Below are 26,261 nucleotides of genomic sequence, written 5' to 3' on the forward strand. Positions count from 1 at the left end.
TTCCTACTCTCAACGCTCATACTATGTAAAGAAACTGAATTGTAGGAAGGTGGATGACAATGTTAACTCCACAACAAGTAAATCAATTTAAATCCGTTTTAGAAAAACAAAAACAAGAACTAGAGCAAACAATACAAACTCATGAAAATGAAAATCGTGCCTCTGAACGCGATTCCGTCGGAGAATTGTCTAGCTATGATAACCATCCAGGTGATATGGCTACAGAGCTATATGAACGTGAAAAAGATTTCGGGCTTATTGAGCTTTGGCATAAACAGCTAGAGGATACGAAACATGCCTTGCAAAAAATAGAAGCAGGTACGTACGGTATTTGTGAAGTGTCTGGCGTGGAAATTCCATTTGAAAGATTAGAAGCAATGCCGACTGCTACAACATGCATACAGCACGCGACAAATAAATTAAATATGGAGACCCGTCCAGTTGAAGAAGAAGTATTGGCTCCTTCTTTCCATAAGCACGATGAAGATCATTCTGTTGAGTACGATGCAGAAGATGCGTGGCAAGATGTCGCAAATTATGGAACGTCTGAAACACCGTCTGATTTAGAAAGACAAGATTCAAAAAATTATAATGGTATGTATGTAAATAGTGAAGAGAATGTTGGATATGTAGAGGATTTCGAAAACTTTATCGGTACAGATATCTATGGAAAAAACCCACAAGTTTTCGCCACAGAAGAACATGAAGAGTATGAACAAATGCTTGATGACTTTGAAGAGCGTACCTTCAAAGGCGAATTATCTTCAAATGAATCTAGTTCCAAAGAGTAAAGTGAAACTTTAATTAGTGTGGGGACCATCCCCCACTAATTATTAGCCCACACCCTTCGGACGTTTATGGGATAAAAAAAAGCATTCCGAAATTCGGAATGCTTTTTATCGCTAGCTAATTAGTTTTTTGTAACGTTAGCTGCTTGTGGTCCGCGGTTTCCTTCAACGATTTCGAAAGAAACTTCTTGACCTTCTTCTAAAGTTTTGAAGCCTTCGCCTTGGATAGCTGAGAAATGTACGAATACGTCTTCTCCGCCTTCAACTTCGATGAAGCCAAAACCTTTTTCGCCGTTAAACCATTTAACTTTACCTGTTTGCATGTCATGTACCTCCTAAATAAAAATGAAACTATGAATCCACATGAAAAGGTGGATATAAAGGACATGAATGTATAACAAGCTTACAGCCTTTAATACAACGTGCTTTATTTCCGTACCACATTATGTAGCTCAATAGTGCTTTCACTATATCACGCTATATGAAAAACGTCAAATGAGAACACTTTCATTCCATCATTTTTTTATAATTTTAATATAATGTTGAATTTCCATCTCCTTACTTTATTTGAAAATTAACAAAACTAGAGTATTCTAATACTATTAAATTCTGTACAATATAAATATATATTACATATGAGGTGAAAAAAATGAAGGCACATGAAATCGAATATAAGTTATACGGTGACGATATGCAGTTCGTTGAAATTGAATTAGATCCAGAAGAGAGTGTTATCGCAGAAGCTGGGGCAATGATGATGATGGAAGACTACATCGAAATGGAGACAATTTTCGGTGATGGTTCTGGACCATCTAACGGTCTATTCGGAAAATTAATGGGGGCTGGTAAGCGTCTTGTTACAGGTGAAAGCATGTTTATGACTGTATTTACAAATACAGGTCACGGCAAACGCCACGTCTCATTTGCTGCTCCTTATCCTGGTAAAATTGTTCCTGTTGATTTAACAGAATATCAAGGGAAAATAGTTTGCCAAAAAGATGCGTTTCTTTGTGCTGCAAAAGGTGTTTCTATCGGAATTGAGTTTACTAAAAAAATAGGAACTGGTTTCTTTGGTGGTGAAGGTTTCATCATGCAGAAACTTGAAGGTGATGGTCTAGCTTTCATGCATGCAGGCGGAACTGTATATAAGCGCGAATTAAAACCCGGTGAGAAACTTCGCATTGATACAGGTTGTCTCGTTGCCATGACAAAAGACGTTAACTATGATATTGAATTTGTAGGAAAAGTAAAAACAGCTCTATTTGGCGGTGAAGGTTTATTCTTCGCAACGCTAGAAGGTCCTGGAACGGTTTGGATTCAGTCCTTAACACTTAGCCGCTTAGCAGCACGCCTTACGAGTCCAGCAGCTCAAAGCACCGGTGAAGGCAGTGTTTTAGGTGGACTTGGTCGTTTATTAGATGGAAAAGAGTAAAAGTGCCCTTATGGGGCGCTTTTTATTTAGGTGGACTACGCTTCCCCTCCCCCCTCATATAACTAAATGTTCCATCCTCATTTTCAAAACCCTCAAAAAGAATGAATCAAGTCCCTCACTGCATATATTTAACCATACCTTTTCTTAAGGAGGGCTTCCTTAATGCGTACTCCTTTATCCTTTGATAAAGACACTGCCATATTGTTAGCTTCTTGTTGTGAGTTAACGTATGAACAATATAAACAAAATGGGATTTTTGAAATACCAGATGGTTTTCAATATGTACAAGGTTTTCAAGGAAAAACCATTCAAATGACAGAATGGTTTGGATTCATATTAGAATCTGAGGATACAATTATTGTAGCTTTTCGGGGCACACAAACAGATACAGACTGGATTATCGATTCACTCGTCAACCAAAAGCCATACCCATATGCTTTAAACAGCGGAAATGTCCATAACGGCTTTCTTTCTATTTATGAATCTTGCCGAGATTCTATTATGGATATGCTCGTATCATTGCCAGCCCATAAAAAACTACTAGCTACCGGACATAGTTTAGGTGGTGCGCTTGCTACATTACACATATTAGATGCACGTATCAATACTGCCTTCGCACAGTATGGCCTTTATACATTCGCTTCTCCAAAAGTAGGAGATATCGCTTTTCGAAATTATTATAAACTACAAGTAGCTAGTAGCTTTCGTTTTGTAAATTTATTCGATGTCGTTCCACTTCTCCCTCCGCGAAACATAAATTTTAATGATCGTGATTGGGAATATGCCCACGTTCATCACAATATGACATTTACAAAAAATACAAAATCTATTACGAATAATCATTCCATGACAACATACAAAACATGTCTGACTTCTCATTTTTAACCAGTAAACAATTGGAAATTATACATTCGTATACTATAATAATATATGAATTTACTTTTGGATGAGGGGACCTTACATGTTAAAGTTTATCTTTGCACTTTTTCTCATTGTAATTTTTTCGGTTACAGGTTTCTTTACATTTTCATACTTTGCGACAGGAGAATATGGTGGAACAGGCATAATCTATACCGCTATCCCATTTCTTTCTTAAGCAAAATAAGTAAACCGAGCTTAGTCTCATTTAGCTCGGTTTACTTTGCGAAGCAATCGTATTCCTGTTTTAAAAGCGAATACACTTTAGAATCACTGTACGTATTATTCATTTTTACATTTTGCCTCAATGTACCTTCATATACCATTTTTAATTTTTGCATCACACGTTCAGAAGCTACATTTTTCACACTACATCTCCCTTCAATACGATTCAAATTTAATTCTTGAAAACCAACTTTTATAACTTGTTCTAACGCTTCAACAATAACTCCTTTCCCCCAATATGTTGGGCTAATTACAGCTCCAATCGATGCACTATTATGTGGCATAAGCCATATTCCACATGTTCCAATTACCTTTTGGTTATCATTCAGCATAATAGACCATATAAGAGCCTTACCATCTCGTATCGTTGTAAACATATTTTCTAATAAACGATGAGTTTCCTCTTTCGTTTTATGTACTTCCCTCGGTACATATGTAGCTGTTTCCGCATTAGAATATACTTCAAATAAATCAGCTGCATGTGCACCATGTATCTTCGTTAAAATTAATCTATTTGTTTTTAAATCTCCTTGTTCATACATACCCTTCATATGCCATTCACCACACTTCTGTATAATGAGTAAAAGTCCCTTCAAAAGGGACTTTTACTTAATGTTGTTTAACCGTATTACCAATACCCCAAATTTCATTACTGTACTGCAAAATCGTTCGATCGCTCGCAAAATGACCTGATTGTGCAATATTTAAAATCGACATTTCTAGCCATTTCGTTCGATTTTCATAAGTACGCCCTACAGCTTCTTGCCTTTCCGCATATGGACCAAAATCTCGCAAAACGAAATATTCATCATTTTGAATAACAAGAGAATCGTAAATTGCTTCAAATTCAGCTCCCGACTGTGCAAAGAAACCATTCGTTAACTGATCTACTACTTTTTTAATATGCATATTGTGGTGATAATAATCACTTGCACGATATCCACCATTTTGATAGTAATGAAGAACCTCTTCCGCCGTTAAACCGAAAATGAAACAGTTATCATCACCGACCCTGTCTTTTATTTCAATATTAGCTCCGTCTAATGTGCCGAGTGTAATCGCACCATTCATCATAAATTTCATATTTCCTGTTCCTGATGCTTCTTTACTCGCAGTTGAAATTTGTTCACTTACATCCGCCGCTGGGAATATATCTTCCGCTACAGAAACTCGATAGTTTTCTAGAAAGATAACTTTCATATATTGGCTTACGTACGGATCGTTATTTACTTTCCTTGCGAGTTCATTAATTAATTTAATAATTTTTTTCGCATAATAATAGCCAGGTGATGCTTTCGCTCCAAAAATAAAAGTACGCGGATAAAATGTAAAACTAGTATCCTCTTTCAAACGGTTATACAAATATAAAATATGAAGAACGTTTAATAATTGTCGCTTGTAAGCATGCAGTCTTTTTACTTGCACGTCAAAAATAGAATTTGGATCAATTGTAATCCCCATTTTATTATGAATACGCTCCGCTAAAATCTCTTTACGCTCTTGTTTTACCTCTGCAAATTTCTCTTGGAAACTCGCATCATATTGAACTGTTTGCAACGCCTGCAGCTTAATCGGTTCTTTCTTCCACTCTGTTCCAATCGCCTCTGAAATAAGGTTCGTCAGCTGCGGATTTGCCTTCATTAACCAACGTCTATGAGCGATTCCATTCGTCTTATTATTAAACTTATCTGGATAAAACTCATAAAACAATCGCATTTCACGTTGCTTCAAAATTTCCGTATGAATTTTTGCTACACCGTTTACGCTATGGCTACCGACAATTGCTAAATGAGCCATTTTCACAAGATCATGTGCAATAATCGCCATATCTTCAATGCGATGCCATTCGTACGGATAACGTTCCCAAAGTTCATGACAGAAACGTTCATTAATCTCTTCAATAATCATATAAATTCTCGGTAATAACGGTTTAAAAATGTGAATTGGCCACTTCTCAAGCGCTTCTGATAACGTCGTATGATTCGTATAAGAAATCGTTTGCGTCGTTATGTGCCAAGCCTCTTCCCATGCTAGTTTTTCTTCATCTAATAAAATACGCATCAGTTCTGGAATCGCTAAAACCGGATGTGTATCATTAATATGAATCGCAATTTTTTCATGTAATTGACGAAGGTCACCATATCTTTCTCTATGCGTACGAACGATATTTTGTAAACTTGCTGATACGAGGAAATACTGTTGTTTTAAGCGAAGTATTTTCCCCTCATCATGCGTATCATCTGGATATAAAAACTCCGATACCGCCTCTGTTTCACGCTTATATTTCAAAATATCTTTGCAGTTTTGCGGGAAAGGAACTGGTTCAGCATTCCAAAGCCTAAGCGTATTTACAGTACTCGTCTCATAGCCAACTACTGGAACATCATATGGTACCGCCATAATGACTTCTGCATTCGTATGCCTGAACTCTAAACGTCCATCCATTTCTAACGGCTCCACACTGCCAAAATAGCTTACTTCTACAGCTTGATCATGCCTTCTTACTTCCCATACATTTTCATGAAGAAGCCATTGTTCTGGAAACTCAACTTGATAACCATCAACAATTTTTTGATCAAACAAGCCATGTTTGTAACGAATCCCACAGCCGTGTCCTGGTAAGTTTAAAGATGCGAGTGAATCAAGAAAACAGGCTGCTAGACGTCCAAGCCCACCATTTCCAAGACCTGCATCTGCTTCCACTTCTTCTAACTCTTGCAATGAAATCCCTAGTTCAGATAACCCCTGCTCGCATACATCTCTAATACCTAAATTCAAGATGTTACTTCCAAGCAAACGTCCAAGTAAAAACTCAATGGATAAGTAATACATTTGCTTTTGCTCTCCAGACCGATAGCTTTCGTTCGTTGCAATCCATTGACTATTCATATACTCACGTACCATGTACCCAAGCGTATTATATTGATCACGAGTTGTAGAGTCTTTGAAACTTTTCCCATACATCGTCTCTAACTTTTCTAGAAAGGCTGATTTGAAACTTTCAACATGAGTAAACATTTTTTCACCACCTACATGTTATTCCATGAGACTTTTATACAATTTCTTATAAGCAAGAGCTGATTTCTCCCAACTATAATCTTCAGTCATCGCTTGTGTTACAAGCTGTTCCCATACCGGCTTATCGTGATAAAATTCAATTGCACGGCGAACCGTATACAACATGTCATGTGCATTGAAGTTCGTAAAACTGAAACCATTTCCTTCTCCTGTTTCTTCATCATAAGATTGTACAGTATCGTTTAATCCACCTGTTTCTCTTACAATCGGAATCGTACCGTACGCTAATGCGATAAGTTGTCCAAGTCCACACGGTTCAAACAGTGACGGCATTAAAAATAGATCGCTTCCCGCATACACTTGATGCGCAAGCTCCTCATTAAATCCGATATATACCTTCACCTTCTCTGGATACTCATATGCCATCCATTCAAAGAACTGCTCGTATTCTGAATCACCGGATCCTAAAATGATACATTGTACATCTTCTTCCATTATTTCACGGAATACAGTACGTACTAAATCAAGACCTTTTTGTTTCGTTAATCTCGTGACCATTGCAATAATTGGTGTATCCTCTTTTTCTGGCAAACCAAAATAACGCTGCAATGCACGTTTATTTTCATTTTTTTCATATAATGACTCTGCATCATACTGAGCTGTAATATACGAGTCCGTTTCTGGGTTATATACGCTCGTGTCAATTCCATTTACAATGCCACTCAGCTTATCATTATATTTTCGTAGCAATCCATCTAATTTCTCACCGAAAAACTCATATTGTATTTCTTCTTTATATGTCGGGCTAACCGCTGTAATTTGATCAGAAGCGATAATACCGCCTTTCATAAAGTTCACATTTCCATAAAACTCTAGCTGTTCACTATGAAAATATTCATCACCAAGCTCTAACAGGTCGTACATCACTTCAGGAGAAAATACACCTTGGAACTGCAAGTTATGAATTGTATATACCGTTTTAATACGCTCATATAATGGGTTGTCTTGATACTTTTCGCGAAGTAAGAAATTAACCATAGCGGTATGCCAATCATGGCTATGAAGAACATCCACTTCAAAATCAAGATGCGGAATACACTCTAAAACTGCCTTCGAAAAATAAGAAAAACGCTCTCCGTCATCATAATGACCGTACAAAGAATCCCTCTTAAAATAATATTCATTGTCTATTAAATAATACGTAATCCCGTCTTGCTCACCTTTTAAAATTCCGCAATATTGATTTCTCCAGCCAAGAGGAACGTTAATTACTTTATGAAGCGTACATCCATCTCTTAATTTTTGCGGAATAAGACTATAATTCGGAAGTATAATACGTACATCCACACCTAATTTTTTAAGCTCTTTTGGGAGCGCACCTGCTACATCAGCTAATCCTCCCGATTTAACAAACGGTACACATTCTGATACTGCAAATAAAATATTCACTTGTTGTCCCACTGCTCGAAAAGCATATATTACTCTTCTTGCAGCTTCCTCCCTTCGAGTTTTCATTTAAATTAAAACTTTAATCAGTGGAGGAAAGACCCCCACTGATTCTTCAAGAATAACTATTAATCGTACTGTTTTGAATGCTTCCTTTTTCTACAACGTACGGCTCATCGGTGTTTCCTTTTAAAACGACACCGTCACCAATTTTCACGTCTTTATCAATAATAACACCGTCTATTATACAGTTATCTCCAATTTGGCTCTTTTGCATAATAATACTATTACGAACAATTGAACCTTTTCCAATTTTAACAGAACGGGAAACAACACTGTTTTCTACTTCCCCTTCAATAATACTGCCATTTGCAATCATTGTATTTTTCACGACTGCACCCTTTAGGTAACGAGTTGGTGGCTCATCTTTTACTTTCGTAAAAATCGGTGCTTCTTTCTTAAATAATTGCTTCCAAATAGCAGGTTGCAAAATTTCTAAGCTATGTTTATAGTAACTTTCAATCGAGTCAATAATAGCTACATATCCTGTATGCTCATACGTAGCAATATGCAGTGATTTTCCGCGCTTTTCTCTCACTACATCAAATAAACTGTATTGCTCCACATCTTTATATGTCTCAAATAAATCTAACAATAATTGTTTCTTTAACACGTATGTTTGAAGCGAAACCCCTTCATGGCAAACTTCAGTAATATCAGCTGCCGTATGTATATGCCGCTCTAACACCGCCTGGAAATTTAATGCTGTTACGAGATGGCTATTCGTAATAACAACGTATTCTTCTCTGCTTCTTAGAAAATAATCAATATGTCTTCTAAAATGTGCAAAAGATCCAAACTCATCTTGGTCACATTGGCAATTTGGTGGGAATAAAAACAATCCGTCACGTTTTCTATCTAAATCCCACTGTTTCCCTGAACCAACATGGTCCATTAACGAACGGTTTTTATGGCTTGTAAAAACCGCCACACTATGAATATTAGAATTCACCATATTGGAAAGCATGAAATCAATGAGTCGATAACGGCCCCCAAACGGTAGCGCCGCTAGTGAACGATGCCCTGTTACTTTCTGTAAGGAAGTAAAACTTCCCGTTGCATTAATAATTCCTAACATTTTTTCTCCCATTCATTTCATCCCCCTTTTCTATTTCCCTTCAGCAATTAATACTACATCGTCAACATTTTTTTCTGGACGAATGATTGTTCCATCTTCAATAACCATTTCCGATCCAACAATTGCTCTTTCAATCACAACATTTTTCCCAATCTTCGCTCCTGGCATAACGACGGAATCAATAACCATACTACCTTCTTCCACCGTCACCCCTTGGAATAAGACAGAATGCTTCACGTCCCCTTCAATGACGCACCCTTCGTTAATCAATGATTCTTCCACTTTTGCCTTTTCCGCAATATATTGAGGCGGTTCGTTTGGATTGACAGAATAAATACGCCAGTTACGATCATTTAAATTCAATGATGTTTCATCGCGAAGTAAATCCATATTCGCTTCCCATAAGCTTTTCACTGTTCCAACATCTTTCCAATATCCTTCAAACGGATACGCCATTAGCTTCTTCCCTTCATCTAATAAAAGCGGAAGTACATCTTTTCCGAAATCATTACTAGATTCAGGATTTCTTGCATCCATTTCTAAATACTCTTTCAAAATTGCCCAGTTAAAAATATAGATTCCCATTGATGCAAGATTACTTCTTGGAAATTGCGGTTTCTCTTCAAACTCAACAATTTCCATCTCTTCATTCGTATTCATAATGCCAAAGCGACTCGCTTCATCCCAAGGCACTTCAATAACAGAAATCGAAACGTCCGCTTCTTTCTCAACATGGTAATCTAGCATTTTACTGTAATCCATTTTATAAATATGATCGCCTGATAAAATAAGGACATACTCTGGTTCGTACTGACTTAAATAGTTTAAGTTTTGATAAATGGCACTTGCCGTACCTGTGTACCACTTCACACCTGAAGACTCCGCATAAGGAGGTAATACTGTGACTCCACCGTTTACTCGGTCTAAATCCCAAGCATTGCCGATTCCGATATAATTATGAAGTTCGAGCGGTTGATACTGCGTCAAAATCCCAACCGTTTCAATACCAGAATTCGCACAATTACTTAACGTAAAATCAATAATGCGATATTTACCACCAAATGGAACAGCTGGCTTGGCTAAATTTTTTGTTAATGCACTTAAACGACTACCTTTTCCCCCTGCTAGTAACATTGCTACGCACTTTTGTTTTTGAGCCATCTTGTTTTTTGCTCCCCTTTCTAGTCTTCACTGGTCGTAATATGGATACGCCAAATGGTGGAATTGTAATTTCTACATGTGCCTCTTGATTATGGTACGGTTCTAGAGTCGCCTTAAGACGTTTTTTATTCACTTGCCCCGAGCCGCCATATTGCTCCGCATCACTGTTTAAAATCTCGTTATAATACTCGAAATCTGGTACACCTACTTTATAGTTTTCATATGTAGCTTTCGTAAAATTACATACGACAACTAACGCATCTTCTTGTTTATCTCCTTGGCGAATAAACGAGAAAATACTTTGCTCATTATTATTAGCATCAATCCACTGAAATCCTTCAGGTGAATGATCAAGCTGCCAAAGTGGTTTTGAGCGCTTATACAATGCTATGAGCTCTTTAAAGTAATCATGCATATAACGATGCATTTCAAAATCATGTAAATTCCAATCTAAATCTTCAAGGTCTTTCCACTCATCAAACTGCCCAAATTCTCCTCCCATGAAAAGTAATTTCTTTCCTGGGTGAGTAAATAAATATCCATATAATAAACGAAGCTGAGCAAACTTATCCCAGTAATCTCCTGGCATTTTATTTAATAACGACTTTTTCCCGTGAACGACTTCATCATGAGAAAGCGGTAATATGAAGTTTTCAGAGTAAGCATATAGTAAAGAGAATGTTATTTTCTCATGAATATACTTCCTGTATTCAGGTGCACACTCCATATATTTCAGCACGTCATTCATCCAGCCCATATTCCATTTGTAATTGAATCCAAGTCCACCTTCATAAGTTGGAGCTGTTACAAGTGGCCAAGCTGTTGAATCTTCTGCTGTCATAAGAAAGTCTTCATCCTCTGCAAATACCGCTTCATTTAACTCTCGTAAAAATGAAACAGCGTGCTCATTACTTTGCTCCTGTCCTTCTTTATTCCAGTACAACATATTCGCAACTGCATCCACCCTGAAACCGTCAATATGGAAATATCTCATCCAAAATAACGCATTTGAAATTAAGAAATTACGTACTTCCCTTTTTCCTAAATCAAAATTGACAGTTCCCCATACTTGGTTTTCTTGTACATCCTTATCTTTATATTCATAAGTCGGTGTCCCATCAAACAAATATAGACCGTGAGCATCTTTACAAAAATGCCCCGGCACCCAATCTAAAATGACACCGATTCCATATTTATGACATTCATCGACAAAATACATCAAATCATGTGGTGTGCCGAATCTACTCGTTGCTGCATAATATCCCGTCCCTTGATATCCCCAAGAACGATCATATGGATGCTCAACAAGCGGCATGATTTCAATATGTGTAAATTGATGTTCCACCACATACGGAATGAGTTCTTCTACCATTTCCCTATAAGAATACAGCGTTCCATCTTCTTTCTTCTTCCAGGAACCGAAATGTAATTCATAAACTGTCATCGCTTCTTTATAAACCGGCTTTTTCTTTTTCTTACGACTCCAGTTTTTATCATTCCATTCGTATCCCTTCATATCAAAAACTACAGATGCCGTATTCGGTCTTACTTCTGCATATACAGCGTACGGATCTGCCTTAAAAATGACGTCACCAGCCATCGTTTCAATCGCATATTTATATATTTCTCTTTCTTCAATATGCGGTATAAACAAGGACCAAATTCCCTCTTCTGTCTCTTGTAGCATCTTATGTTGCTCATAATCCCATTCATTAAAATCGCCAACAACACTCATTGCTTTCGCATGAGGAGCCCATACTGTAAATCGTACCCCTCGCATCTCATCTTCCGTCACAATATGTGCGCCAAAGATGCTATAACTCTCATAGTACTTTTCTGTATGAAACTCATCTCGTTTCACTTTTTCACAATTTATTACATTCAATATGCTCACCTCACTAAGATGACAGAATTTTTTATACTTTAACTATTTCTGCAAAAAAACTGTGATATCCTTGTTAATTTATAAAAAATATTCGTTTTTTTCTTAAAAACGTTGGTTTTTCTTCACATTTCCGTGTAAAATATCGAATTTTGACGAATATTCATTGCAAACGCTTCATTTTCCCCTATCTTTTTTACTATCATTTTTTTCTCAACCTCTATTTTATTAGGTTTAGCCTATTTTTCATGCTATTTTCTACTTAAAACCGTAGCAAAACAATCTGTCATAAAAAAATATTTCTCAATATTTTTTGTCATAATTTTATTGAAATGCAAAATTCCTAAGTAGATTATTCTCAATAAAGAATATTAAATTTTCATAAATATAACTCATACTAAAATACTGTGTTTACTCTATCTATATCCAAAAAGAAAATTCGATAAAAAATTAAATTAAGGTGGGTTCTTATGCCAGTAAAACAAAATTAGAACTGGGAGTTGGCACGGCAACGCTCAGCTTATCACTTACATTCGGTGGTTTATTCGCTTATTTCAGTGATTCTGAAACATCGAGTAACTCATTTCAAACTGTCTAACAACAAAATTAGGTACTGAAAGCTACTTGGTCAATATTATTATGCAAGACCTGAGGAAAGCCTTGCAGGTGATAAAGATATTTGCTTCGTCGAAAAGAACTTCTTGAAAAAAGGACCAGATGCATCTAAATCACAAACAGCTGTAGAAAAATCAAAAAGCGGTACACTCGCAGATATTTTAAAGAAATTGGGCTTAACGCCTAAAAAATAATAAAGTGAAACTTTAATCAGTGGGGGGTTTTGTTCATCCCCACTGATTATTAGCCCGCACCAATCGGGGTCTTACTGCCCGGCAAATAGCGGGATAATAAAGAGCACTCTACTTTACGTAGAGTGCTCTTTTTCTATAAACGACCCTTATCCAGCAAAAGGGGTATATTGGGGATATACAAGGGAAACCGGAAAAGGAATTTATATTAAATTATATAAGTTCAGAGGTAAGAAGCAGTTTCCCACCTCTGAATTATTTAGCAATTATTATAGTACTGGTGCCATTGTTTCTTTTAATACTTTTACAGAATGAGCGAATTTCACTTTTTCTTCTTCATTTAGCTCAAGCTCTACAATTTCACGTACACCTTCGCGGTTAATAACAGCTGGAACACCTACGTAAGCATCTTTCTCACCGTATTGACCTTCAAGGTATGCAGATACAGTTAATACGCTGTTCTCGTTGTTTAAGATCGCTTTAGTTACACGAAGTAGTGACATACCGATTCCGTAGTAAGTTGCACCTTTACGCTCGATGATATGATAAGCTGCATCACGTACGTTTTCGAAAATTTTATCTAAGTCTTCTTGATTGTACTGTTCGTTGTTAGCTAAGATTGTTTCTAGTTTTTGTACACCGATAGTAGCGTGGCTCCATACTGGAAGTTCAGTATCACCGTGCTCACCAACGATGTAAGCATGAACGTTACGTGGATCTACATCTAAGTAGTCACCTAACATGTAACGGAAACGAGCAGAGTCTAAAGTTGTACCAGAACCGATTACGCGCTCTTTTGGTAGACCAGATTCTTTCCAAGTTACGTAAGTTAAAATGTCAACTGGGTTAGTTGCGATTAAGAAGATTCCATCGAATCCGCTATCCATAATACCGCGAACGATTTGTTTAAAGATCTTTGTATTTTTCTCAACTAAGTCTAAACGAGTTTCACCTGGTTTTTGTGGTAATCCCGCAGTGATAACTACTAAATCTGCATCTTTACAATCTGCATAGCTACCGCTCCAAACTTTTGTTGGTGATGGAGAGAATGGTACCGCATGGCTTAAGTCCATTGCTTCCCCTTCTGCTTTTGCTTCATTAACATCTACAAGTACGAATTCTTCAGCTACACCTTGGTTGATCATTGAGTAAGCGTAACTACAACCTACAGCTCCTGTTCCTACTAATACTACACGATTGATACCTTTTTTCATGTTAATTTCCCCTCTCTATTGTTCACATATATTTTTTTATGATTGTTTAAGTAATTAATTAAAATACTAATTTAATGTTGTTTAACTTCTTTACATTCATATTGTAGCACGTATCATTGTGAATTACTTCACAAATTATGACCTATTTGTGAACTTTTTCACATAGAGTGTAAAGTTATTGGAATAGGTGTGGAATCCATTTCAATGGAGGCGTTTTCTTTAGATTGTGAAAGGGTTTTTCTTATGGTTTTTGTCGATAAGTGAAATTATATCGGCGATTATTAGAATATATCGACCGTAACTCCAAATATATCAGCGATTATTGAAATTTATCGATCGTAACTCAAATTATATCAGCGATTTTTGCAATATATCGACTTACCGACAAAACTCGACAATAATGACAACATAAAAAGCTGTCTCCAGTAGATTACTTATTGGGAGACAGCTTCTTCTATATATTATTTATTTTCCGCAGTAGCTCCCGGATGTATTTTCTTCGATTTATACAAGTGCAGGGGGCTACAGCCATACAGATGGGATAAAAGTTCAATTTGAGTATGATTTGTTAAGTAGATGATTCCTTCATATTCATACAGGCCCAAATAAACAACATGATTGTATTTACGGCTCTCTATGTACCCCACTGCAATAGCGAATACTTCATATTTCTTCTATTGCATAAAAAAGCAGACTATCCAAAGCCCACTTTTACACAATAAAAAAGAGATAGCAGATTATGCTATCTCTTTTAGTATGACCCGTACGGGATTCGAACCCGTGTTACCGCCGTGAAAGGGCGGTGTCTTAACCACTTGACCAACGGGCCAATTCTGGCAGAGAAGAAGGGATTCGAACCCTCGCACCGCGTTCGCGATCTACTCCCTTAGCAGGGGAGCCCCTTGAGCCACTTGGGTACTTCTCTATAATATGGCTCCGCAGGTAGGACTCGAACCTACGACCGATCGGTTAACAGCCGATAGCTCTACCACTGAGCTACTGCGGAACAATTATGGTGGGCCTAAATGGACTCGAACCATCGACCTCACGCTTATCAGGCGTGCGCTCTAACCAGCTGAGCTATAGGCCCATAATTGAAAAGCGGGTGAAGAGAATCGAACTCTCGACCAGAGCTTGGAAGGCTCTTGTTTTACCACTAAACTACACCCGCATTAAATTGTAAATGGTGAGCCATGAAGGATTCGAACCTTCGACCCTCTGATTAAAAGTCAGATGCTCTACCAACTGAGCTAATGGCTCGTAAATGGCTGGGCTAGCTGGATTCGAACCAGCGCATGACGGAGTCAAAGTCCGTTGCCTTACCGCTTGGCTATAGCCCAATGAAATAGTTATCTTCTTTTTAAAGACAAATGTTATTTTACCATAATGTCCAATAAAAAACAACTGCTATGTAGCAGAAGTTAAAATGGCGGTCCCGACCGGGGTCGAACCGGCGATCTCCTGCGTGACAGGCAGGCATGTTAACCACTACACCACGGGACCATTTGGTTGCGGGGACAGGATTTGAACCTGCGACCTTCGGGTTATGAGCCCGACGAGCTACCGTGCTGCTCCACCCCGCGATAATACTATTCATATAAATTTATATGGTGGAGGATGACGGGATCGAACCGCCGACCCCCTGCTTGTAAGGCAGGTGCTCTCCCAGCTGAGCTAATCCTCCAAAGTGGTGACCCGTACGGGATTCGAACCCGTGTTACCGCCGTGAAAGGGCGGTGTCTTAACCACTTGACCAACGGGCCAATATGTATGGCAGAGAAGAAGGGATTCGAACCCTCGCACCGCGTTAGCGATCTACTCCCTTAGCAGGGGAGCCCCTTGAGCCACTTGGGTACTTCTCTGTATGGCTCCGCAGGTAGGACTCGAACCTACGACCGATCGGTTAACAGCCGATAGCTCTACCACTGAGCTACTGCGGAATAATGAAGACAATTTGTATCTTATAAAACTTCTCATCGTAAGTCAAGATGTTTTTTAACAATATCTTGCACAAACGTGACATGTTTATAATATACTGGATTGCGTTTTCACTGTCAAGATGTTTTCGCTACCGGTTTTAGTTTTCCCTTACAATTTCCACAGACATATCTTTTTGTATTTATTTGACGTCTTCTTACATATTGAAGCGAACACTCCATACATTCATACATATAAACCTTCTTTTCCTTCTCTTCATTAATTATTCGCTTACAAAAACGTGGTGCACCTACCTTTTTTAATAGTTCACGAAAATCCCTATCCCGATGCTTATATCCTCTCCCTGTAATATGCAAGTGATAATGACAAAGTTCATGTTTAATAATCCCGACTAATTCTTCTTTACCATACATTTCATAATATCGATAATTCAGTTCGATATTGTGACTCTTCAATAGATAACGTCCACCAGTTGTACGTAATCTATTATTAAACATCGCTTTATGTAAGAATGGCATCCCGAAGTATCGTAGGGATACTTCTTCCACTAGCTGCTGAATTTCTTTCTCATCCATTCTCATTCCTCCTAAACAAAAAAATATTTTTACACTTTTCTCCCTTCCTATACATATATTAAATAGTACATATACCCATCCTCATTCAAGAAGCGTGGTTTCTAAAAATACGACATTAATAGAAATCCACTCACCAACCTCTCGTCAATAGTACCTTAACTACAAAGGTAAATTTTTGAGAGTAGGATTATACAAGGAGGGATTCCTATGCCTACATGGCTAAAAAAACAAATGCAACGTGCATATTTTGAAAAAAACCGGTATCAAATTAAATTGCTAAATGAATGCTGGTTTTATTATAGCAAAATACATCAAAGCTCATAATCCATTACACTTTCTACTCCATAAAAAAAAGAGCAGTTTTATCTGCTCTCTTTTCTTACTATTCAATCGGTAACATAGATAATGCAACACGACCTTTTTTTGTATCAATATCATCTACCCATACTTTTACGATTTGCCCTACAGATACAACATCTAATGGATGCTTTACAAACTGTTTGCTTAATTTAGAAATATGCACTAAACCATCTTGTTTTACACCAATGTCAACAAAAGCACCAAAATCAACAACGTTACGAACTGTCCCTTCCAGTTCCATACCACGCTGTAAATCTTCTAATTTCAAAATCCCTTTTTTCAGAAGTGGTTTTGGCAATTCATCCCTCATGTCTCGCTCTGGACTAATTAAGGCATCAATAATATCAACCAATGTCGGCTCACCGATCTCCGTCTCTTGAGATAATTTTGAAACATCCACTCCCTCTAAACTCTCCTGCAAGTTCGGTTTCCCTACATCATTCTTCGATAACCCTAGACTCTTTAGTAGCAATTCGACATTTTTATATTGTTCTGGATGGATCCCTGTACGATCTAACGGATTCGCGCCTTCTAATATACGTAAAAACCCAATACACTGTTCATATGTTTTCGCACCTAAACGAGGGATTTTCTTTAATTCAGTACGCTTCGTAAATTTCCCATCTTCCTCACGCTTAGCTACAATATTTTTCGCAACTGTTTTTGATAACCCCGAAACATATTGTAACAATGCAACTGAAGCTGTATTTACATTCACACCAACTTGGTTAACCGCTGTCTCTACCACAAATGTTAACGATTCATTTAATCTCTTTTGAGTTACATCATGTTGATATTGCCCCACCCCTACCGATTTAGGGTCAATTTTCACGAGCTCAGCAAGTGGATCTTGCAGGCGTCTTCCAATTGAAACCGCGCTTCTTTCTTCAACTTGGAAATCAGGGAATTCCTCACGAGCTAAATCGGAAGCCGAATACACACTTGCCCCTGCTTCATTTACAATAATATAAAAAACATCCTGTTTCACACTTTGTAATACATCTACTATAAACTCTTCCGTTTCTCTAGAAGCTGTGCCGTTCCCAATTGCAATCATTTCAACTTGATATTTATCTATAATAGAAAGAACTTTCTTTTTTGCATCATCATATTTACGAACAGGTGGATGCGGATAAATAACATCGATATATAGAACTTTCCCCGTATCATCTACTACAGCTAATTTACAACCAGTTCTATATGCAGGGTCTACGGCTAGCACAACCTTCCCTTTCATTGGAGGTTGTAATAATAAATTACGTAAGTTCTCAGAGAAAATATGTATCGCTTGTTCTTCAGCTGTTTCTGTTAATTCTTTTCGAATTTCTCTTTCAATCGAAGATTGAATTAATCGTTTATAACCATCCTCAATCGCTAATTGTACATAATGCGCACTTTTTGAATCGTTATCACGGATTACTTTCTTATATAAGAAAGTTATTATCTCATCTACTGGCGGAACAACAGAAACTCTCAATATATCTTCTTTCTCACCGCGATTCATCGCTAATACACGATGCGGTACTACTTTCTGCAACGGTTCTTCATAACTGTAATACATTTCATATATATTCTTTTCATCTTTTTCTTCGTCTTTTACAACCGAAGACATAACACCTTTTCTAAAAGTAACATTCCGAATCCAACTACGATACGCAGCTTCATCTGAAACGATTTCTGCAATAATGTCTTGCGCACCTTGCAACGCCTCTTCTGCAGATTCCACTTCTTTTTCTGCATTAACAAATTCCATAGCCTTTTTAGCCGGATCTTCTTTTTTATATAACAATAACCATTCAGCTAGCGGTTCTAATCCTTTTTCTTTTGCAATCGTCGCTTTCGTTCTTCTTTTCTCTTTATAAGGACGATATAAATCTTCTACTTCCTGTAGTTTCGTTGCGGCAACAATATGACGGCGCAACTCTTCGGTTAGCTTACCCTTTTCACCAATAAGACGAAGAACCTCTTCTTTCCTATCTTCAAGCTGCATCATATATTGCCATCTCTCTAAGATTGCACGAATTTGCACCTCATCTAAAGAGCCTGTCCATTCTTTTCGGTAACGAGCAATAAATGGAACTGTGTTACCTTCTTCTGTTAATTGAATAACATGACGAACTTGCTTTTCGGTAAAGCCTAATTCTTTCACTAACATTTTCATTAACGCTTGTCGATTATCTACCATTTCCATATACAACCGTAACCTCCTCTATAATAAAAAAAGTTGCCCTTCAAAGAGAGCAACTTAAACTGCCGATTTAAAAATCTATTAGTCCTAAACTAATTTGTAACGCTTCATCTACACGAATCATCATCACTTCATCCAAATGAGTGATTTTGTCCGTTAAGCGTTGCTTATCGATTGTTCGAATCTGCTCAAGTAAAATAACAGAATCTCTCTCAAATCCATACTTTTTCGCATCAATTTCCACATGAGTGGGTAATTTCGCTTTTTGAATCTGTGCAGTAATAGCCGCTACAATCACCGTTGGACTAAAACGATTTCCGATGTCATTTTGAATGACAAGAACCGGACGAACGCCTCCTTGCTCAGAACCAACAACTGGGGAAAGGTCTGCAAAATACACGTCGCCGCGTTTTACAATCAAAATATTACCCCCCGCTAACTAAGCGTTCTACCGTATGAGCTGCTTCATACTCTGCTAAGAAAGCTTCAGATGCAATACCAAGATTAATTTTTCCCATTTCAATGTACCCACGTCGCATTGATTCATGTTGGTAGCGTTTCTTCGTCTTATGTTGACGCAATAACAGTTGTGTTGCCTGGCAAATTAGTTCATGGCGATTCTTATTCTCTTGTTTTCCAATTCCGTCCAATTCCGTTACCATTTGCTTTGGCAACCGAACCACGATTTCAGTAGTTACACTTGATTCGGACACAAAAATACACCTCCACCGTCAACTACACACCCAAATATATATATGACACCTATTGTAATAATACCATTGTATGGAGCCTGTTGCAAAGACTTCCTTATTCCTTGCTTATGTTTTCCAATTCACAGGAAAAACATTCATCTTCTATTATTTTTCATCTTATTTTAAACAAGGAACAAAAGAATTCCTCTGCAAAACTTATATTAAAAGTGATTATAAGTAAAAGCTTCTCATCAAAAAAGAGCATATTCTCCATCAATAAAAAGCTCACTTAAATGACAAGAAGCAAATTAGATGATCTTCTATATATTATTCAAATAATTGATGATTTCTACAACTTTACCATGTCGTATAAATATTCTCGGCACACGGAAACTAATCGTTGCAATAATTTCATAATTAATAGTCCCGGAATATTCAGCAACCTCTGTAGCGCTAATATATTCATCACCTTGTCGTCCAATGAGTGTAACTTTCGTACCAAGCGGGACTTCACAAGGAAGATGAATCATGAATTGATCCATTGTTACTCTCCCTACAATCGGTACTCTTTTACCATCCACAAGCACTTCAAATCCTTGTAATCTTCTAAGCCAGCCATCTGCATATCCAATCGCAACAGTTGCAATCCATTCTTCAGTTTTTGTTCGGTAAGTGACGTTATAACTAATTCCATCCCCTTTAATCACCTGTTTAATATGAGCAACTTTCGTATGCAATGATAACGCCGGTTCTAATTTAAATGGTAAAAAAGGACGTATTTCTACAGATGGGGATAATCCATACATCGCAATACCAATTCGTACTGCATTAAATGTAATTCCTTGAAAACGTAAAGTTGCAGCACTATTAGCTGTATGGACAAATTTAGGATCCACTCCGAATTCCTTCAACCAACTTAACTGCTGCAAGAACGTGTTATATTGCTTATCAAAATACGAAGTCTCAACCTCATCTGCTGTTGCAAAATGCGTATATACCCCTTCTAGCTCTAAAAATGGTGCACCTTCTAAACTCTTTAAGAATTCTTTTAATTCTTTGCGTTCGCGTATTCCAATTCTCCCCATACCACTATCAAAATTAATATGGAATTTCATTATAGATGAACCATCCCATAGTTTGATGGCTTCTTCCACCCATTCTTTTTGAAAAACAGTTAATGCTACATCATTTTCAGCAGCTACATTTATATCTCGAGGCGGGGAAGGACCTAGCACTAAAATTGGTACGGTAATACCAGCCCTTCTAAGAACTAAGGCTTCATCTAAAAAAGCAACTGCTAATCTTGTTGCACCTGCTTCTAATGCCGTTTTAGCCACCGGTACATAATCGTGCCCATATGCATTCGCTTTAACTACAGCAAAAATCTCAACATTACTCGGAATGAACTCTTTAATATGCGTAATATTGTTATAAATCGCATCTAAATCCACTTCCACCCAAGTATCACGGTAAAATGACGCTTCTTCCATAAATACACTTCCTTATACACGATATGCGAAGCTTATTCTTTTATATGCTTCTTTTATGAAATCCACCTTCAAACTAAGAAAAGACGTGGTGCACATATATCACCACGTCTAAGAAGTTTACTTCACCTGCTTCGCTGTAACTGAACGAGCTACCATTAACAACTCATTCGGCTCTAAACCTTTAGACACGAGCATATATTCTACTCCGTTATGTGACCACGTTACAGATTCTTTCGTCAATGCACCAATCGTAAACCCAAGATCAACCGGCTCTCCACTTACACTTACCGCTGACGAAGCCTCTGCAACTTTTGCCTTTTCTTGTATTAAGGTAAAGGATTTCTTATTTCCAGTGTATGTGAGTATCGCACGCTTGCCACTGTCTGTCTTCAACTCTTTTTCGTCTTTCAGAGTCATGCCTTGCGGCGTATCACGCGGATACAAAATAGCAAATGGTTTGTCTTCTTTCGCTGTTGTTTGAACATCTACTTGCGCTCTAGACATATTTTGTTTCGTATCAAATGCACCTTTATCAAATTTCGCATCGAATTTCACTTTAGAGAAATCTACTTTCACAAGAACATTTTGATCATTATCCATTAATTTCACCGAAACTGGTGTTAAATCGCTTTTCTTCAATGTAATCTCTTGTTTCGGTAACATATTTTGATGTTGATAGTTTGTTTTTGTTTTGAAAATATAATATTTATCTGTTTTCTCGAAAGTAAGGTTTTTCTTATCCTGCAAAATATCTCTTACAAGTGATTCATATAAATAGGCCTGGCTACTATTTTGCGGCCAATCACTTTGAAAACGGAAACTCTTATTAAGCGCTGGCGTTAATACAAATACCCCTTCTTCATTTCTTAAAATAATTTGGCTCTGATCTTTTTTTGCATTCTGTAAATTCACTCGATAAAAAGAAGGTTCTTTATGCCAAATTTCCACGTTATACTCCTGAGGCTCATTCCCTGTTTTAATAGTTAATTTCGCTTCAGCTTGATAACTTTTCATCCCTTTCACTTTCGCTTCTAAATCTCTCACGACATCATCTTGTTTCTTTTCCATACAGCCCGCCAACACAAAAACGGTCAATAAACCGACAAGAACTAAAAACAGACGCCTTTTCATAACTTCAGCCCCTTTGCCCCTATAAATGAATGGAAGGTGTACCTTCCTTATCGCTACCTCAAATATATGAGACAAGGATATGAAATATGCAGACTAGCGTGACGAGCTTTCTAAAACAACTTGTGCAACAGCAAATTCCTTACTATGACTAATTGATAAATGAACAATATGCTCTGTATTTGCAATAAGAAGCGGCTTACCTCTATCATCATTTTTCACTTCAATATCTAAAAAACTCACTTCTTTCCCGATACCAGTGCCTACCGCTTTTGAATACGCCTCTTTCGCTGCAAATCTTCCCGCTACAAACTCTATAAGGCGACTCCCTTTCAGTTCCATAGCAACATTACGTTCACTTTCAGTTAAAATACGTTCCATAAATTTAAGCTTTCCATCTAGCATTTTTTCAATTCGATTTAATTCAATAATATCTATTCCAATCCCTATAATCATTTCGAAATCCCCTTCTTCTATTTAACTTTCTTCTTTCATATTGTAAGAATAACAGAGAATCATTCTGATGCAAAAGGAGTGATACTACCAACATGCTAATACGACCCACTCGCATTTCCTTAAATCCAATCATCCTCTCTTTACTTCTTATTCAACTAGTCATGATGATGTTAGACGACTTCTTTCTCTTTCCAATGGCAGCTAACAATGAATATATCACTAAAGGAGAATGGTGGCGTGTCATAACTTCTCTGCTCGTACACGTGGACTTACAACATTTTCTTTCTAATAGTATTTGCTTATTTATTCTTGGCTCTTCTATCGAAAAACAACTCGGACACATTTCTTTTATCATTCTATTTTTCCTTCCCGGTATTTCCGGAAATATCGCTTCTTATATCATTATGCCTCCTGAATACATTCATGCAGGAGCATCTGGTGGTATTTTCGGGTTACTAGGCGCCCAACTATTTTTATTGTACAATCGATACCGCCCTTCACACTCAAAAGAAATTGCTATTTTCTCAATCATGATACTTATATTACTATTATTTACTTTCTTTAATCCTTTCGCCAATCCTATAAGCCATTTAGCAGGATTAATAACCGGTGGTATTTTAACTCCTTTTTTAACAAAAAAATTCGATGGTGCTGAGCTTATTTAATGTAAAAGCTCGCACCATCGATAATTTCCACATCTATTTGTTTACTTAAGTCTCTCATGAGTTGAAATAAAGACTCATCCTTCTTCTTCGCCTCAATCATACAATCAATTTGCCCAACACTTCCCTTAATCCTTCTTAAAAAAGATAAGAATGCATCAACATCAATAAAATCAGCGTGTGCCCTCGGGTCTTTCTCATCTCTAGGACTGGAGATATGCATTTTAACTGGTAACAAAGATGTTTCCCACGTATGAACAACACGCGCCCAATCTTCATGCCAATCTTCTCGTTCATTGTTCATCGTCTGATGATGCAAATCAAACACGACCGGAATGTCTAATTTTTCTCCTAAATACAATGTTTCCGCTAGCGTGAAGGTTGTATCATCATTTTCTAACATGATCATTTCTTGAATACCCCTTGGAACGTTAGACCAATTTTCTATAAAGCGTTCTAATGCGAGCTCTTTATCTTTATAACCTCCTCCAACATGTAATACACATCGTTGCTTATGTTCAATCCCCATACCTTTTAATATTTTTTTGTGCATCTGCAAAGTTTTTACTGACTGTTTAAAAATACTTTCCTCCGGTGAATTTAGTACAACAAAGTGATCCGGATGGAAATCAATACGCATATTCATACGAATTGCGTATTCACCTAGCACTTTTAAACTTTCTTTTAATGGACGAATATAGTTCCACTCTAACAACTCCTCATGATTCGCTAAAGGAATAAGCTTAGAACTAAGTCGAAAGAAAGATATATCATGCCCCTTATTATGCTTTAATAACCGCAAGCAATTTTCCAAATTCGAATTAGCGATTCTTTCAAGTTTACGAATCGCAGCCTCTCGATCATCAATCCGTTGAAATTGTGCATATGTCATCGTTTGAGATGGAGATGCGTTCTTCAAATGCACACTCATCGCAACATACCCAAGCCTTACAAGCATATCGTACCTCTTTTCTACATGAGTTATTATGTAGTATGTACAATTTTAGAAATAAAAAAAGAGAATGCCAACAAAGGGCATTCTCTTTTTTTATTAAGCTTGTGGACGGCTATGATGTTTTCTTTCGCCGCGTCCATTTGAAGAAGATCCAGGGCGACCTTGACCTTCACCTCTACGACCACGGTTACCATCACGGCCACCATCACGATTGCGATCACGGTTACGACCATCGCCACTGCGTCCATCACGGTTACGGTCACGGTTACGACCATCGCCACTGCGTCCATCACGACTACGATTACGGTTACCATCACGGTATCCGCCTCCGTTACCACCGCGTTTTTTAGAACCGCCACCTCTTGAAACAACTGGTGGTTCTGATGTTAAAGCGATTGGTGTTGTATCTGGCTCTTTTGTCATCATTTTTAAAGCAGCAGCTACTACTGTTACAGAGTCGTTCTCTTCTAACATTTCTTCTGCAATACGCTTGTAGTATGATAAGTTATCATTTTCAATTGTGCTTTGAAGTTTTTCAGCGATTAAACGTTGTTGACCTTCTAGTGCCTCGTCAAGTGTCGGTGCTTCCATACGGTCAACCTTACGTTTTGTTGTACGCTCGATATTTTTTAATTGTCCTGATTCACGTGGTGTTACAAATAACATTGCAATACCTTTTTTACCTGCACGGCCAGTACGACCGATACGGTGAACGTATGATTCAGGATCTTGTGGGATATCGAAGTTGTATACGTGTGTTACGCCTGAAATATCAAGACCACGCGCAGCAACATCTGTTGCAACAAGAACTTCAATAGCACCTTCTTTAAATTTACGTAATACAGACATACGTTTCGCTTGTGTTAAGTCACCATGAATACCTTCTGCTGCATAACCACGTAAGTTTAATGCTTCTGATAATTCATCAACACGACGCTTTGTACGACCGAATACGATCGCAAGCTCTGGAGATTGAATATCTAGTAAGCGCGTTAATACGTCAAACTTTTTCTTTTCTTGCACTTCTAAATAGAACTGCTGAATGTTTGGCATTGTTACTTCTTTTGCTTTTACTTTAATGTGTTGAGGCTCAGTCATGAAACGCTCAGCAATACGACGGATTGGATCTGGCATTGTCGCTGAGAATAATAATGTTTGATGTGTTTCTGGCACATCTGTTAAAATTGCTTCAATATCTTCAATGAAGCCCATGTTTAACATTTCATCCGCTTCATCAAGAACAACAGTCTCAACGTTTTGTAGGCGAAGTGTTTTACGGTTAATATGATCTAAAATACGACCCGGCGTACCAACAATAATGTGTGGGTGTTTTTTTAGAGCACGAATTTGGCGGTTAATATCTTGACCACCATAAATTGGTAAAATACGAACGCGTTTATGTTTACCAATTTTGTATAGCTCTTCTCCAACTTGAATTGCTAATTCACGCGTTGGCGCGATAACAATACCTTGAACTGCTTCTTTACGAGTATCTACTTTATCTAATAGCGGTAATCCAAATGCTGCTGTTTTCCCTGTACCTGTCTGCGCTTGCCCAATAATATCTTTACCTTGCAATGCATGTGGGATTGTTTCAGCTTGAATCGGCGTAGCCTCTTCAAAGCCCATACTTTCAACAGATTGCAATAAAGATTCACTTAATCCTAATTCTCGAAATGTTGTCAATGTTACTTCTCCTTTTCTATCCTATACTTATCATTTAAAAAAAGGCATTTTCCGAATTGGCGGAAAAGCCCTTTTCCTGAATGCTCACGTATATAAACGGGCG

23 protein-coding genes, 13 tRNA genes and 3 pseudogenes are annotated in these 26,261 nt (G+C 37.6%); 9 read left to right on the forward strand and 30 right to left on the reverse strand.

Features of this window, described 5'->3' with window-relative positions:
* Window positions 1-59 precede the first annotated feature (59 nt).
* Window positions 60-791: a yteA family sporulation protein gene (locus JDS98_RS11125; protein ID WP_000957399.1), complete on the forward strand. Its 732-nt coding sequence runs from the start codon at window positions 60-62 to the stop codon at window positions 789-791.
* Between the two features lie 119 nt (window positions 792-910).
* Here JDS98_RS11125 and cspD read toward each other — a convergent pair whose 3' ends face one another.
* Window positions 911-1,111, reverse strand: a complete 201-nt coding sequence (gene cspD / locus JDS98_RS11130) for a cold-shock protein CspD (RefSeq protein WP_001193053.1) — start codon at window positions 1,109-1,111, stop codon at window positions 911-913.
* Window positions 1,112-1,437: 326 nt separating this feature from the next.
* On the opposite strand from cspD, the gene JDS98_RS11135 reads away from it, so the two are divergent.
* From JDS98_RS11135 to JDS98_RS30465, 3 genes are all read left to right on the forward strand, one after another.
* Window positions 1,438-2,220 carry a TIGR00266 family protein gene (locus tag JDS98_RS11135; protein ID WP_000643604.1) on the forward strand — a complete coding sequence of 261 codons (783 nt, stop codon included), beginning with the start codon at window positions 1,438-1,440 and terminating at the stop codon, window positions 2,218-2,220.
* 162 nt (window positions 2,221-2,382) lie between these two features.
* Window positions 2,383-3,105 carry a lipase family protein gene (locus JDS98_RS11140; RefSeq protein ID WP_001260116.1) on the forward strand — a complete coding sequence of 241 codons (723 nt, stop codon included), beginning with the start codon at window positions 2,383-2,385 and terminating at the stop codon, window positions 3,103-3,105.
* Window positions 3,106-3,181: 76 nt separating this feature from the next.
* Window positions 3,182-3,316 (forward strand): hypothetical protein, encoded by a 135-nt coding sequence (locus JDS98_RS30465; RefSeq protein ID WP_000911069.1) that lies wholly within the window; start codon window positions 3,182-3,184, stop codon window positions 3,314-3,316.
* A 40-nt stretch (window positions 3,317-3,356) separates the two neighbouring features.
* On the opposite strand, the gene JDS98_RS11145 is transcribed toward JDS98_RS30465, so the two are convergent.
* The 6 genes from JDS98_RS11145 to glgB form a co-directional block, all read right to left on the reverse strand.
* The gene (locus tag JDS98_RS11145; protein WP_097837519.1) at window positions 3,357-3,914 is read right to left on the reverse strand and encodes a GNAT family N-acetyltransferase; all 558 of its coding nucleotides are present in this window, start codon (window positions 3,912-3,914) and stop codon (window positions 3,357-3,359) included.
* Between the two features lie 58 nt (window positions 3,915-3,972).
* Entirely contained in the window at window positions 3,973-6,381 is a 2,409-nt protein-coding gene (gene glgP, locus JDS98_RS11150) for a glycogen phosphorylase (protein WP_000494069.1), read from the reverse strand.
* Window positions 6,382-6,399: 18 nt separating this feature from the next.
* Complete coding sequence (glgA, locus tag JDS98_RS11155) at window positions 6,400-7,830, reverse strand: glycogen synthase GlgA (RefSeq protein WP_002106619.1); 1,431 nt, start codon at window positions 7,828-7,830, stop codon at window positions 6,400-6,402.
* Between the two features lie 112 nt (window positions 7,831-7,942).
* Entirely contained in the window at window positions 7,943-8,977 is a 1,035-nt protein-coding gene (gene glgD, locus JDS98_RS11160; RefSeq protein WP_000504178.1) for a glucose-1-phosphate adenylyltransferase subunit GlgD, read from the reverse strand.
* Window positions 8,978-8,995: 18 nt separating this feature from the next.
* Complete coding sequence (gene glgC, locus JDS98_RS11165) at window positions 8,996-10,126, reverse strand: glucose-1-phosphate adenylyltransferase (protein ID WP_000057608.1); 1,131 nt, start codon at window positions 10,124-10,126, stop codon at window positions 8,996-8,998.
* Window positions 10,074-12,011, reverse strand: a complete 1,938-nt coding sequence (glgB, locus tag JDS98_RS11170; RefSeq protein ID WP_098911457.1) for a 1,4-alpha-glucan branching protein GlgB — start codon at window positions 12,009-12,011, stop codon at window positions 10,074-10,076. The genes glgC and glgB overlap by 53 nt, the downstream gene beginning before the upstream one ends.
* 457 nt (window positions 12,012-12,468) lie before the next feature.
* Between glgB and JDS98_RS11175 the strand changes: the two are divergent.
* Both JDS98_RS11175 and JDS98_RS30730 read left to right on the forward strand, forming a co-directional pair.
* Window positions 12,469-12,597, forward strand: a pseudogene (locus JDS98_RS11175) (TasA family protein); the annotation flags it as partial.
* Between the two features lie 28 nt (window positions 12,598-12,625).
* A pseudogene (locus tag JDS98_RS30730) lies at window positions 12,626-12,817 on the forward strand (dockerin type I domain-containing protein); the annotation flags it as partial.
* A 266-nt stretch (window positions 12,818-13,083) separates the two neighbouring features.
* Here the strand turns inward: JDS98_RS30730 and JDS98_RS11185 are convergent.
* Window positions 13,084-14,028, reverse strand: coding sequence for an L-lactate dehydrogenase (locus tag JDS98_RS11185; protein WP_000715347.1), 945 nt, complete (start codon window positions 14,026-14,028; stop codon window positions 13,084-13,086).
* A gap of 481 nt (window positions 14,029-14,509) precedes the next feature.
* Between JDS98_RS11185 and JDS98_RS11190 the strand changes: the two are divergent.
* A pseudogene (locus JDS98_RS11190) lies at window positions 14,510-14,674 on the forward strand (IS4 family transposase); the annotation flags it as partial.
* Window positions 14,675-14,785: 111 nt separating this feature from the next.
* Here JDS98_RS11190 and JDS98_RS11195 read toward each other — a convergent pair.
* From JDS98_RS11195 to JDS98_RS11260, 14 genes are all read right to left on the reverse strand, one after another.
* A tRNA-Glu gene (locus tag JDS98_RS11195) sits at window positions 14,786-14,857 on the reverse strand.
* Between the two features lie 5 nt (window positions 14,858-14,862).
* Window positions 14,863-14,953 (reverse strand) — tRNA-Ser (locus JDS98_RS11200).
* 6 nt (window positions 14,954-14,959) lie between these two features.
* A tRNA-Asn gene (locus tag JDS98_RS11205) sits at window positions 14,960-15,034 on the reverse strand.
* Between the two features lie 7 nt (window positions 15,035-15,041).
* Window positions 15,042-15,118: transfer RNA gene (locus JDS98_RS11210), tRNA-Ile, on the reverse strand.
* Between the two features lie 10 nt (window positions 15,119-15,128).
* Window positions 15,129-15,199, reverse strand: a tRNA-Gly gene (locus JDS98_RS11215).
* 13 nt (window positions 15,200-15,212) lie between these two features.
* Window positions 15,213-15,288: transfer RNA gene (locus JDS98_RS11220), tRNA-Lys, on the reverse strand.
* Between the two features lie 5 nt (window positions 15,289-15,293).
* Window positions 15,294-15,368 (reverse strand) — tRNA-Gln (locus tag JDS98_RS11225).
* Window positions 15,369-15,455: 87 nt separating this feature from the next.
* Window positions 15,456-15,531 (reverse strand) — tRNA-Asp (locus JDS98_RS11230).
* A gap of 3 nt (window positions 15,532-15,534) precedes the next feature.
* Window positions 15,535-15,611: transfer RNA gene (locus JDS98_RS11235), tRNA-Met, on the reverse strand.
* A 25-nt stretch (window positions 15,612-15,636) separates the two neighbouring features.
* Window positions 15,637-15,712: transfer RNA gene (locus tag JDS98_RS11240), tRNA-Val, on the reverse strand.
* A 4-nt stretch (window positions 15,713-15,716) separates the two neighbouring features.
* A tRNA-Glu gene (locus tag JDS98_RS11245) sits at window positions 15,717-15,791 on the reverse strand.
* 8 nt (window positions 15,792-15,799) lie between these two features.
* Window positions 15,800-15,890, reverse strand: a tRNA-Ser gene (locus tag JDS98_RS11250).
* Between the two features lie 3 nt (window positions 15,891-15,893).
* Window positions 15,894-15,968 (reverse strand) — tRNA-Asn (locus JDS98_RS11255).
* Window positions 15,969-16,082: 114 nt separating this feature from the next.
* Window positions 16,083-16,541 (reverse strand): SprT family protein, encoded by a 459-nt coding sequence (locus tag JDS98_RS11260; RefSeq protein WP_000343549.1) that lies wholly within the window; start codon window positions 16,539-16,541, stop codon window positions 16,083-16,085.
* A 207-nt stretch (window positions 16,542-16,748) separates the two neighbouring features.
* Between JDS98_RS11260 and cmpA the strand changes: the two genes are divergently transcribed.
* The gene (gene cmpA / locus JDS98_RS11265) at window positions 16,749-16,865 is read left to right on the forward strand and encodes a cortex morphogenetic protein CmpA (RefSeq protein ID WP_001143642.1); all 117 of its coding nucleotides are present in this window, start codon (window positions 16,749-16,751) and stop codon (window positions 16,863-16,865) included.
* A 58-nt stretch (window positions 16,866-16,923) separates the two neighbouring features.
* Here the strand turns inward: cmpA and JDS98_RS11270 are convergent, their stop codons facing one another.
* The 6 genes from JDS98_RS11270 to acpS form a co-directional block, all read right to left on the reverse strand.
* A complete protein-coding gene (locus JDS98_RS11270) occupies window positions 16,924-19,092 on the reverse strand; it encodes a Tex family protein (RefSeq protein WP_000426215.1) in 2,169 nt (722 codons plus the stop codon).
* 67 nt (window positions 19,093-19,159) lie between these two features.
* The gene (ndoA, locus tag JDS98_RS11275) at window positions 19,160-19,510 is read right to left on the reverse strand and encodes a type II toxin-antitoxin system endoribonuclease NdoA (RefSeq protein ID WP_000635963.1); all 351 of its coding nucleotides are present in this window, start codon (window positions 19,508-19,510) and stop codon (window positions 19,160-19,162) included.
* Between the two features lie 4 nt (window positions 19,511-19,514).
* A complete protein-coding gene (locus tag JDS98_RS11280) occupies window positions 19,515-19,802 on the reverse strand; it encodes an antitoxin EndoAI (protein ID WP_000004570.1) in 288 nt (95 codons plus the stop codon).
* A gap of 299 nt (window positions 19,803-20,101) precedes the next feature.
* Window positions 20,102-21,271 (reverse strand): alanine racemase, encoded by a 1,170-nt coding sequence (gene alr / locus JDS98_RS11285; RefSeq protein WP_000390621.1) that lies wholly within the window; start codon window positions 21,269-21,271, stop codon window positions 20,102-20,104.
* A gap of 117 nt (window positions 21,272-21,388) precedes the next feature.
* The gene (locus JDS98_RS11290; protein ID WP_142307039.1) at window positions 21,389-22,339 is read right to left on the reverse strand and encodes a LolA family protein; all 951 of its coding nucleotides are present in this window, start codon (window positions 22,337-22,339) and stop codon (window positions 21,389-21,391) included.
* Window positions 22,340-22,495: 156 nt separating this feature from the next.
* Entirely contained in the window at window positions 22,496-22,855 is a 360-nt protein-coding gene (gene acpS, locus JDS98_RS11295; protein ID WP_000583421.1) for a holo-ACP synthase, read from the reverse strand.
* A 92-nt stretch (window positions 22,856-22,947) separates the two neighbouring features.
* On the opposite strand from acpS, the gene JDS98_RS11300 reads away from it, so the two are divergent.
* Window positions 22,948-23,520 carry a rhomboid family intramembrane serine protease gene (locus JDS98_RS11300; RefSeq protein WP_000908504.1) on the forward strand — a complete coding sequence of 191 codons (573 nt, stop codon included), beginning with the start codon at window positions 22,948-22,950 and terminating at the stop codon, window positions 23,518-23,520.
* Here JDS98_RS11300 and uvsE read toward each other — a convergent pair.
* Both uvsE and cshA read right to left on the reverse strand, forming a co-directional pair.
* Complete coding sequence (uvsE, locus tag JDS98_RS11305; protein WP_097958309.1) at window positions 23,513-24,475, reverse strand: UV DNA damage repair endonuclease UvsE; 963 nt, start codon at window positions 24,473-24,475, stop codon at window positions 23,513-23,515. The genes JDS98_RS11300 and uvsE overlap by 8 nt on opposite strands.
* Window positions 24,476-24,568: 93 nt before the next feature.
* Window positions 24,569-26,158, reverse strand: coding sequence for a degradosome RNA helicase CshA (gene cshA, locus JDS98_RS11310; protein ID WP_000206605.1), 1,590 nt, complete (start codon window positions 26,156-26,158; stop codon window positions 24,569-24,571).
* Window positions 26,159-26,261 lie beyond the last annotated feature (103 nt).

This window comes from Bacillus cereus group sp. N11 (assembly GCF_016483605.1).
GTDB lineage: Bacteria > Bacillota > Bacilli > Bacillales > Bacillaceae_G > Bacillus_A > Bacillus_A toyonensis.